The organism is Chryseobacterium sp. (assembly GCF_041914225.1).
Lineage (GTDB): Bacteria > Bacteroidota > Bacteroidia > Flavobacteriales > Weeksellaceae > Chryseobacterium.
The window spans coordinates 1-10,122 of sequence record NZ_JAYSDT010000078.1 but is presented as its reverse complement, the minus strand read 5'-3'; the positions used below and the strand labels follow the sequence as shown (position 1 = coordinate 10,122).

General features: G+C 37.1%; 11 protein-coding genes. 6 read left to right on the top strand and 5 right to left on the bottom strand.

Features of this window, described 5'->3' with window-relative positions; all coding sequences use genetic code 11:
• Positions 1–93: 93 nt before the first annotated feature.
• Positions 94–1,338, bottom strand: a complete 1,245-nt coding sequence (locus ACE3RB_RS19185) for a folylpolyglutamate synthase/dihydrofolate synthase family protein (RefSeq protein ID WP_374465687.1) — start codon at positions 1,336–1,338, stop codon at positions 94–96.
• 183 nt (positions 1,339–1,521) lie between these two features.
• Here ACE3RB_RS19185 and ACE3RB_RS19180 point away from each other — a divergent pair, with 183 nt between their 5' ends.
• The 5 genes from ACE3RB_RS19180 to ACE3RB_RS19160 are packed head-to-tail and all read left to right on the top strand — an operon-like array spanning position 1,522 to position 5,718.
• Entirely contained in the window at positions 1,522–2,844 is a 1,323-nt protein-coding gene (locus ACE3RB_RS19180; RefSeq protein ID WP_374465686.1) for a TolC family protein, read from the top strand.
• A 1-nt stretch (position 2,845) separates the two neighbouring features.
• Entirely contained in the window at positions 2,846–3,436 is a 591-nt protein-coding gene (locus ACE3RB_RS19175; RefSeq protein ID WP_374465685.1) for a SprT-like domain-containing protein, read from the top strand.
• Between the two features lie 2 nt (positions 3,437–3,438).
• The gene (locus ACE3RB_RS19170) at positions 3,439–4,521 is read left to right on the top strand and encodes a mannose-1-phosphate guanylyltransferase (protein ID WP_312286966.1); all 1,083 of its coding nucleotides are present in this window, start codon (positions 3,439–3,441) and stop codon (positions 4,519–4,521) included.
• Positions 4,522–4,553: 32 nt separating this feature from the next.
• A complete protein-coding gene (locus ACE3RB_RS19165) occupies positions 4,554–5,216 on the top strand; it encodes a hypothetical protein (RefSeq protein ID WP_374465684.1) in 663 nt (220 codons plus the stop codon).
• Positions 5,185–5,718 (top strand): GNAT family N-acetyltransferase, encoded by a 534-nt coding sequence (locus ACE3RB_RS19160; protein WP_374465683.1) that lies wholly within the window; start codon positions 5,185–5,187, stop codon positions 5,716–5,718. The genes ACE3RB_RS19165 and ACE3RB_RS19160 overlap by 32 nt, the downstream gene beginning before the upstream one ends.
• 88 nt (positions 5,719–5,806) lie before the next feature.
• Here ACE3RB_RS19160 and bcp read toward each other — a convergent pair whose 3' ends face one another.
• Positions 5,807–6,256 (bottom strand): thioredoxin-dependent thiol peroxidase, encoded by a 450-nt coding sequence (bcp, locus tag ACE3RB_RS19155; RefSeq protein ID WP_374465682.1) that lies wholly within the window; start codon positions 6,254–6,256, stop codon positions 5,807–5,809.
• A gap of 33 nt (positions 6,257–6,289) precedes the next feature.
• Here bcp and nth point away from each other — a divergent pair, with 33 nt between their 5' ends.
• Entirely contained in the window at positions 6,290–6,910 is a 621-nt protein-coding gene (gene nth, locus ACE3RB_RS19150; protein WP_374465681.1) for an endonuclease III, read from the top strand.
• Between the two features lie 183 nt (positions 6,911–7,093).
• Here nth and ACE3RB_RS19145 read toward each other — a convergent pair whose 3' ends face one another.
• Genes ACE3RB_RS19145 through ACE3RB_RS19135 form a run of 3 tightly spaced genes read right to left on the bottom strand, consistent with a single transcriptional unit; the run spans position 7,094 to position 9,905 of the window.
• Entirely contained in the window at positions 7,094–7,540 is a 447-nt protein-coding gene (locus ACE3RB_RS19145; RefSeq protein ID WP_374465680.1) for a DinB family protein, read from the bottom strand.
• A 5-nt stretch (positions 7,541–7,545) separates the two neighbouring features.
• Positions 7,546–8,103, bottom strand: coding sequence for a hypothetical protein (locus ACE3RB_RS19140; RefSeq protein ID WP_374465679.1), 558 nt, complete (start codon positions 8,101–8,103; stop codon positions 7,546–7,548).
• Between the two features lie 5 nt (positions 8,104–8,108).
• Complete coding sequence (locus tag ACE3RB_RS19135) at positions 8,109–9,905, bottom strand: DUF885 family protein (protein WP_374465678.1); 1,797 nt, start codon at positions 9,903–9,905, stop codon at positions 8,109–8,111.
• Positions 9,906–10,122: the final 217 nt, after the last annotated feature.

The window sequence follows — 10,122 nt, the reverse complement described above, 5'->3', positions numbered from 1 at the left end:
CGACCCTCTGGGTGTAAACCAGATGCTCTGAACCAACTGAGCTAAGAACCCTCTAGACTTGTTCTCTTGTTTAGAGTGGTGCAAATATACGACTTATTCTTTAATCTCCAAATTTTTTTCTAAAAAATCTCCCACTACAAAGTTGCTTCCGCCAATAAAAATCATTTCTTCATTTGTACAGCGTTCTTTTGCAGACAGATACGCTTCCTGTACGGAATCAAAAATTTTATAAAAAATTTTCGCCTCCTGAAGCAGGTTTTCGTAATCTTTGGGATGTCTTCCCCTGTTGATGGATGGTTTTGCGAAATAGAACTCAGAATTTTCAGGAAGTAATTTCATCACGTCATCTATTTTTTTGTCATTTACAAACCCCAAAATGATATGCTTGTGACGGTCAATTGAATTTAATTGTGAAAAAACATACTCTAAACCTGCCTGATTATGTCCCGTATCGCAAATTGTAAGTGGATTTTGTGAAAACTCAAACCAACGGCCGATAAATCCCGTATTCTGGTGAACGTGGAGCAGTCCGTTTTCAAGATCTTTATCAGAAATACTTACTCCGAGTTTTTTTAACTCTTCTACAGCTGCCAAAACAACCCTGATATTTTTTTTCTGATAATCTCCTTTCAGGTCAGAAGAAAGATTAGCATCAATAGAAGTAGCATCTATAAACGGAGCACTTTCTTTAGCCGCTTTTTCCCTGATGATATTTTTCACCACCTCACTATCGTCCCCTGAAATAACAGGAATTTTGTTTTTTATAATCCCGGCCTTCTCAGCTGCGATTTCTTCAATGGTATCACCCAGAATATTCTGATGATCCAGCTGTACATTGGTAATAGCCGAAATCAAAGGGGTAATGATATTTGTAGAATCCAGTCTTCCTCCCAATCCGACTTCAATAATGGCAAAATCTACCTGCTGCTGGTAAAAATATTCAAAAGCCATAATGGTGGTAAACTCAAAAAAAGAAGGACGGATGTCTTCAGGAAGTTGTTTTAATTTCTGAATAAAATCAAAGACAAATTCTTTATCACAGTTTTTCCCATTGACCTTAATACGTTCTGTAAAATCGATCAGGTGGGGAGAATTGTATAATCCTGTTTTATAACCGGCTTCCTGAAGAACCGATGCCAGCATATTGCTTGAAGAACCTTTACCATTGGTACCACCAATATGAATACATTTGATTTTATCCTGAGGGTTTCCAAAGAAAGCACAAAGTTTTGTAATATTATCAAGCCCGGGTTTATAAGCCTTCTGCCCATCTATCTGATAGTTGGGCATCTGTACGAAAAGCCAGTCGATAGCTTCCTGATATTGTTCGTTTGTCATAGTGCAAAATTCCCAAAAGTTTTTTTAAAATAAAATATAATTTTTCAATCTGTAACTTTTTTATATTTAATTCGTCTAATATTGAAAAATCTTAATATGAAATCGCTGTGATTTATAGGTTACAGTACTGAATGAAGATGACACGATTCCATATGACCATTAAAAACAAATAAACATATACATATGAAAAAAGTTTGGATCATCGTTTTTGGATTAGGTTATCTGGGTTTAAGCGCTCAGAAGAAATGGTCCTTAAAAGAATGTGTAAGCTATGCAGTGGAGCATAATCTTCAGGTTATCCAAAATCAGTATAACAAACAAAATCAGGAATATAATCTTAAAGCAGCCCAGAAAGAATATTTGCCTTCTGTATCGGGGAGTATGACGAATGGGGTGAGTTTCGGACAAGGGTCATTAGGAGCCGGAAGTTTTAGAAACGATAGATTCAATAACAGTGTTGGTCTGGGGGCTGATATTTTACTTTATAATAATGGAAGATTAGAGAAGAATGTAAGAAAAGCCCAGTTTGATGTAGAAGCAAGCCAATATGACATTGAAACCATTAAAAATGATATTTCTCTTCAGATTGCTCAGCAGTATCTGACAGCCTTACTGAATAAGGAGATCGTTAAGATCTCTCAGAGTGCTGTGGATAATGCCCAGAAACAGTTTGACAGAGCTAAAATCACAACTCAGGTTGGAACAACTGCACAGACGGTTTTAGCAGAGGCTGAAGCTGCGCTGGCAAGAGAAAAACAAAATCTTAAAACAGCAGAAGTAAATGTTGGACGTGCTTTGTTTGCCATCGCTCAGCTTTTACAACTGTCAGACTATAAGGGGTTTGATGTGGAGGATGTGAATGTTCCTGAAAAGCTTGATTTACAGCTTAATTCCGTAGATGAAGTGCTTACAACCGCATATGAGATACAACCTCAGATTAAAGCCGCAGAAAGCAGAATAAGATCTGCGGAAGCACAAACTGAAGTAACCAAAACAGCCTTCTGGCCTACATTAACAGCCAGTGCTGGTCTTAACACTTTCTATAACAGGCAATTTGATCCTATGCCAGGTACTGTGCAGGGAACTTTTTTTGAACAATATAAAGATCAGTTCGGACAAAATGTGGGGTTGTCCCTTAATATCCCTATTTTTAACAAAGGGAAAACAAAATTACAGGTAGAACAGTCCAAAATAAACGAAAGTATTGCCAAAAATACGTTGGAGCAGCAGAAGCAGACTGTAAGGCAGAATGTACAGAAAGCTCAGTTTGATGCTGATGCCAATTATGAAACCTACCTGGCCGCAGTAGAAGCTGAAAAAAGCTCTAAACTGGCTCTTGATTTTGCTGATAAAAGTTATGCCGCCGGCAGAACAACCATCTATGACGTAAACGTGGCAAGAAATAATTATGCTAATGCACAGGGATCAGTAGCGCAGGCAAAATATAATTACCTTTTTAGTCTTAAACTATTGAATTTCTATGCAGGAATTCCATTAAGTTTGTAAAATGCCAATTCAATCTTTAGAAAAATACTTACCTCAAAATACACTTAAATATTTAAGAATCTGGTTTGCAGATTATTATATACATATAAAAGTTACAAGAAACAGGAATTCAAAACTGGGAGATTACAGAAAGCTTCCGGATAATTCACATGAAATTACGGTAAACTCTACACTTACTCCACAACTTTTTTTCTTTGTGCTGACTCATGAATTGGCCCATCTGATTGCGTTCGAAAAATACGGCAGAAGAATCTCTCCTCACGGGAATGAGTGGAAGGAAACCTTCAGGAATATGCTTCTGGAAAGCCTAGAAATCTATGATGAAGAGCTTAAGCCCATCATCATCAAATTTTCAAAATCACCCAAGGCAAATTTCATGGCCAGCCCCGAACTGGTAAGATATTTTCATACTGAAAAACAAGATGATACCCTTCAGTTTATTGAGGAACTTAAAAAGGGAGAATTTTTTATCTATCGCAACGAAAAGTATTTATTGGAAGGTCTGGTTAAAAAAAACTATCTTTGTAAGAACCTGGCTACTGGAAGGAAGTATTCTTTCAAGCCTTTAGCGAGGGTAGAAAAATGTAGCTAAGAATGTTAAATTCAGATAGATATTGCGTTATAATGGCGGGAGGAATCGGGAGCCGGTTCTGGCCGATGAGTACGCAAAAATTTCCAAAACAGTTTCAGGATATTTTAGGAACCGGGCGCACTATGATTCAGCAGACCTATGACAGAATCAGCAAGGTAATTCCTAAAGAACAGATATTCGTGATTACGAATAAAGAGTATGTTTCTGTTTCCCATCAGCAGCTTCCGGAGATTCCTGAAGAAAATATTGTGGGTGAGCCGCTTATGAAGAATACAGCAGCCTGCAACCTGTATATGGCCAACAAAATTGCTGAGATCAATCCGGATGCAACAATGATTGTATTGCCGGCAGATCACTTGATTCTTAAAGAGGATGTGTTTTTGGAGAAAGTGGAGCTGGCATTTGAGCTAGCGTCAAAAAATGACTATCTGGTAACATTGGGGATTACTCCGACAAGACCTGATACAGGCTATGGTTACATTCAGTTTGTAGAAAAAAAAGGTTCTGAATACTTTAAAGTGAAAACATTCACAGAAAAGCCCATCCTTGAAATTGCCCAGAGCTTTCTGGAAAGTGGTGATTTCCTTTGGAATGCAGGAATTTTTGTGTGGAATGTGAAAAGTATTCACCACGCCTTTGATCTTTATCTTCCTGAAATGATGCAGCATTTTATGGCTTGTGAGTATAATTCAGAAAAAGAAAACAGCTGTATTGAAACCATTTATCCAAAAGTTCAGAAAATTTCTATTGATAACGGGATCCTGGAAAAGGCAAAAAATGTATATGTGATTCCTTCAGATTTAGGATGGAGCGATCTTGGTACATGGACATCCGTATATGAAAATACAGAAAAAGATAAAGACGGAAACGCTGTAAAGCTGAAACATTTACTTTCTTATAATTCAAAAGGAAATATCATCCGCCTGAAGAATAATAATAAAGCCGTAATTATTGATGGGCTTGAAAATTATATTGTTGTAGATACGGATAAGGCGCTTCTCATCTGTCCGAGAGATAATGACCAGCTTATCAAAGATTATGTTCTTGATTTAAAAAACTTTAAGAAAGGCGAGAAGTTCATGTAATATTTGGTATATTTTCTGCTGATTTTTAAATTATGATTAAAACTGCAACCCGATTTACAATTCTTACATTCCTGCTTTTGGGAATCTCAATATACGCTCAGGAGAAGAAAAAATTTTCGAGCATTCCTGCTATTTTGCAGCAGATCAATCCAGGCAGCAGGGTAGATTCCTGGGTGTTGGTATACAACAGCTATGGGAAAGGAGAGGAGATAAAGACTTCGGGTAAGGTGAATTATACTCCTCAGTTCTCAGGATTCAATCTTTTTCCCAGTGAAGACAGTTTTTATTACATTGCCTATTCAGAAGGAGGTAAGGTAAGCTATGTTACCGATGCCGAAGGATTAAAAAAGTTTGTAGACAGAATTGATAATGCCCAGGAAGCAGCAGTTATATTAGCCGCAGACGGATACATGGTAGATGAAGAGTTTAAGGACCTTGCAGGTAATTACCATGAAGATCAATCGAATTACTATCTGGATCTTGGGAAGCTTACTTCAAAGGAATGTCCTTATCAGAAAACACATTATACAGTAACGGTAAGCAAATCTACAGGTGCCGTAAGTAATGTAAAAGATAATGGAACCTATATTGAGCTTTACAATAAAAAATGTGCTAATAACCCGAGACTTTTAAAAATCGAAAAAAAAGAAGAACCAAAGAAAGATGAGCCCAAAAAAACATCCAAGCGCAGATAATACCTATGAGACTGAGCGATTAATCCTTCGCCCTATGTCCCGTGACGACAAAGATTTTATCTTTGAGCTTTACAACAGGCCTAAATTCATTCAGCATATCGGTAACCGCAATGTTAATTCCATTGAAGACGCTGAAAATTATATCCTGACCAGATTTGCCCCACAGATTGAAAGACTGGGATTTGGAAATTATCTTTTAGTGACCAAAGAAGGAAATGAAAAAGTAGGAGCAGTAGGAATTTTTGAAAGGGAAGGCCTGGATATTGTAGATATAGGATATTCTCTGTTGGAGGAATTCGAAGGAAAAGGCTATGCTTTTGAAGCCGCTCAGAAAGTTAAATCTATAGTGATGGATGAGTTCGGATTAACAAAAATATCCGCGATTATTTCAAAGGATAATATTTCTTCCCAAAAGCTCATTGAAAAGCTGGGATTGAGGTTTAAAAAACATGTTATACTTCCAGGCGAAACTGAAGAACTCAATTATTACGAAACCGAATAAGATCAATTATAAAAATATTTTCACAAATAGGACAGATACATAATTGTGCTATTTGTGAAAATATTCGTGATATCTGTGTTTAAAAAAGTTATCCTTCCAGAATCTGCTCAGCAGCAGTTTTTGACGTCACTTTTTCAATCACTCTTGTGCAAATGCCATTTTCGTCAAAAATAAAAGTAGTTCTTACAATTCCCATATACGTTTTTCCAAACGTCTTTTTCTCCTGCCATACCCCGAATTTTTCAATGATATCACGGTTTTCATCCGCAATAAGATCATAAGGGAAAGCAAATTTGCTATGGAAATTTTTCTGCTTTTTTACAGAATCACCACTTACTCCCAATAGCTGGAATCCTGCTTTTTTAAGCCTCGAATAATTATCGCTCAGATTGCAGGCTTCTACCGTACAGGTGGGTGTATTCGCTTGCGGATAGAAGAAAACTACCAGTTTTTTTCCGGTTAACTTTGATGAGGTTACCGTTTCTCCGTCTTGATTGATTCCTTCAAATTCAGGTAATTTATCTCCAACTTTCAGCATAATGATTTAATTTTGTTCAAATTTAAGGGTTACATGACAAAAAAACAAAGAGCTGAGATCGTTCAGAGAGAATTGGATAAATTATATCCCACAACGCCTATTCCGCTGGATCATACAGATCCTTATACGTTAATGGTGGCTGTAGCGCTTTCTGCACAGACCACAGATAGAAAAGTAAACCAGGTGACACCTGACCTTTTCGCCGTGGCAGGAACTCCACAGAGAATGGCCAAGCTGGAAGAATTTGAGATCAAGGAATTAATTAAAGAAATAGGACTGTCCAATACCAAAGCCAAAAACCTTAAAAGAATGGCAGAACTTCTGCTGGAGCGTCATAATGGTATTGTTCCACAGACTTATGAAGAATTGGAAGCCCTTCCGGGCGTAGGGCACAAAACCGCTTCGGTAGTAATGAGCCAGGGATTCGGATTTCCTGCTTTTCCGGTAGATACGCATATTCATCGTCTGATGACACAGTGGAAACTTACGTCAGGAAAAAACGTTGTCGAAACAGAGCGTGATGCCAAGAAATTATTCCCTGAAGAAGTATGGAATAAGCTCCATCTTCAGATCATTTTCTATGGAAGAGAGTATTCTCCGGCAAGAGGTAAAGGAGAAAAAGATTTTATTACTAAAATGTTATTTGAGAAATAACTTGCCTTATTTTAACGCTAAGATCGCAAGTACTTATGATAATTTAGATTGAAAAAGTTCGCAAGGGCACTTCGTTGAGCAAAGGCAATATTTTCTTAGCTAAGTGAAATGCCCTTGCGAACTAATAGAAAACGCAACAATTGCTTTGTGATCGCTGCGTTATTTGAGTTTTTTATGGATGGATTAAATGTCCAATAACCTTCTGTGATAATTGATCTGTCCCAAATGATAGTCAAGATGGGCAAGCAGATGGATCAGAAAGTAATCGGTTGTCATAGCACTTTCAAAAACAACCAATGGATATTCTTTTTTCAGATCCTCGTCAGACAATTGGGAAAGCGTTGAATCTATCATTGCTGCAGTGGCTGTAACCTTTTCAATAAGTTCCGCCTTCGGGATATCTTTTAAGGAAAATTCCAGGTCACGCTGTCTGACGTACCCTGTATTTCCGAGGTGTGTTCCAAGAAAATGATTGAGATTTCCAACAAGATGAAGTGTCAGATTACCCGCAGAATTGGCGATGCTTTTATCCGTTTTCCAAAGGTTTTCTTCGTTTTGATAGGCTTCTATCTCTGTTTTCAGTTTATTTAAATCTCTGCTGTAAAGAGATCTGAGGCTTTCTGTGATCATATCAATTATTGTATTATGGTTTTAAAATATCCTTTAAAGTGTTTATCAACTAAACTATCAATACTGCATTTATAATCTATAAAACCATAAATGCTATCATTTTTGTTGAATTTGTTACTGTTTAGAGTCAATTTTTGGCTAAAAACTTTAGATTTTATGAATTTTTCTTCGCTTTTTAATGTTTTGGGGTCAATATCTTTGATGTAAAACTGATTTTTAAAAACTTTAATCAAAATTCCGTTGCCAAAATATCCGTTATTGTTATTCAATTTTATGGTAAGAGTATCGTTCTGATATTGAGCTTTGCATTTATAATCATCGAATAAAAACGTTCCTTTACGAAAGCCATCCGAATAACTTGCAGACTGAATAATATGGGCTGTTCTTGTTTTGCTTTCAACAATTTCACTATTGTAAAGCTTCAGTTCCGGATATTTAGAGAGAAGTATAATAGTATCATTATCAGGCAGGTTGGTGTCCACAGTAAAATTTTCGAAATTCAGTTCCTTTTGGCAACTCAAAACCATCAGTAAAATACCTGAAAAAAATAAAAATAGTTTCATTGAAACTATTTTTGCTTTTGAGCCCAAAGCTCCATTTTCCTGTTCAGAACATCCAGAGGAAGGCATCCTTGACTTAATACTTCATCATGGAAGCTTGCCAGATTGAATTTGTTCCCAAGCTCTTTCTGATATTTTTCTCTCAGCTCACGGATTCTTAAAGAGCCTATTTTGTAGCCTAAAGCCTGCCCCGGCATTGCCATATACCTCTCAACTTCTGCAGTGGCAGATCCTTCGTCATATGAAATATTGCTTAAGAAATATCTGATCGCTTCTTCTCTTGACATTTTTCCGGTATGAAGCCCTGTATCTACAACAAGTCTTACCGCTCTCAGCATCTGATCGCTTAAATAGCCCATTTTCTGGTAAGGATCTGTGTACAAACCGAATTCGGGGCCTAATGTTTCACAATAGTGCGCCCATCCTTCGCCATAAGCTCCGAACCATCCGAATCTCATGAATTTAGGAAGCTTTGTATTTTCCTGTTGAAGAGACATCTGATAGTGATGCCCTGGGATGGCCTCATGAAGGAAAAGAGACTCCATCCCTGAAGTAACATTGAATTTGGAAGGATCCGGAAGCGGGACATAAAATATACCCGGTCTTTTACCATCCGGAGTTCCCGGCATATATTCTGCGCTGGCACTTGCTTCTCTGAACTTCTCTGTCTGTCTGATCTCAAACTTTGTTTTTGGCGTTACATTAAACATTGTTTTCAGCTTCGGAGTGATTTTCGTTAAAATGCCGTTAAATGCATGTAAAACTTCCTTGGAAGTCTTATAAGGCATCGCCTTTGGATCCGTTTTTACAAAGGTGATGAATTCTTCCAGAGTTCCGGTAAAACCCACCTGCTGTTTTACTTTTTCCATTTCCGCACGTAGCATAGCTACCTGCTGCAACCCAATTTTATTGATCTCTTCAGGAGATTTTTTGGTAGTGGTCCAGCTTTTTACATAATAGCTGTAAATCTCATTACCGTTAGGAAGACTGTTGTATCCATCTGTATCTCTTGCTTTTGGAAGATATTCTTTTTCCAGGAACGTTCCCATTTTAATATAGGCCGGGATAATCTTTTTCGCAATGGCATCTTTGTAAAGTGCTGAAAATTTATCCTTCTGAGCCTGGGTGAAGTTTTTAGGAAAATTTCTGATCGGACCGTAGAAAATATTCTTTTCCATGTCAGAAGTTGTGATTTCCTCGGCTTTCATCTGAGGAATCATTTTAACAACCAGCTTTTTAGGAAGAACCATTTTATTAGTCATCCCTTCACGGAAATTGTCTGCAGCAGCATCCATCCATTCCGGGAATTTTTCCATTCTTTTCAGCCAGTCACTGTAATCTTTTTCCGTTTTAAAAGGCTGGTTACCCTGTCCACTTCCATACAAAGGAAAAGTAAGCGGAAGCCCGCCAAACTGGGTAAAAGGTATATATTCAGGATGATAGGCATAGGCCTCAATCTTGTCTTTTAAAGTGTAATCCAAAACATCATATACCACTTTATCTTCATCAGAAAGGGTTTTGTAATCTACATGTTCCAGCTGTTTCTGGACGGAATTGTAGAATGCTATTTCTCCTGAGATAAAATCTTTATCGATATTAATAGGAAGCTGGTCATTATACCTCGTATCTCCCTGTGCTGTAGCGTCCATCGGATATAGCTTAAGATACTGCTCATAATAGTTGGAAGCAATAGAGTCCAGATTGCTGGGAGTCACTTTTGTAAGGGGAGAATCCGATTTTTTGCAGGAAGCAAGACCTATCATCAGTCCTAGTCCAAGAATACCTTTTGATAAAATGTTTTTCATTTTCAGAATCTTTATGAAAACAAAAGTAAGTATTATTGGGATATTCAGGCTTATGGTATGCATTGATTTTAAAAATTTATTTTTAAAATCCTTTTAACTTTGAATCAATTTTCTATCTTTGTCTAAAACGTTTAACAATCATATTATTACAGTTCTTTTTTAAGAAAAAATGAAAGGGATTTTAAAAATTTACCATCCGGACGAAACGCTAAAATAC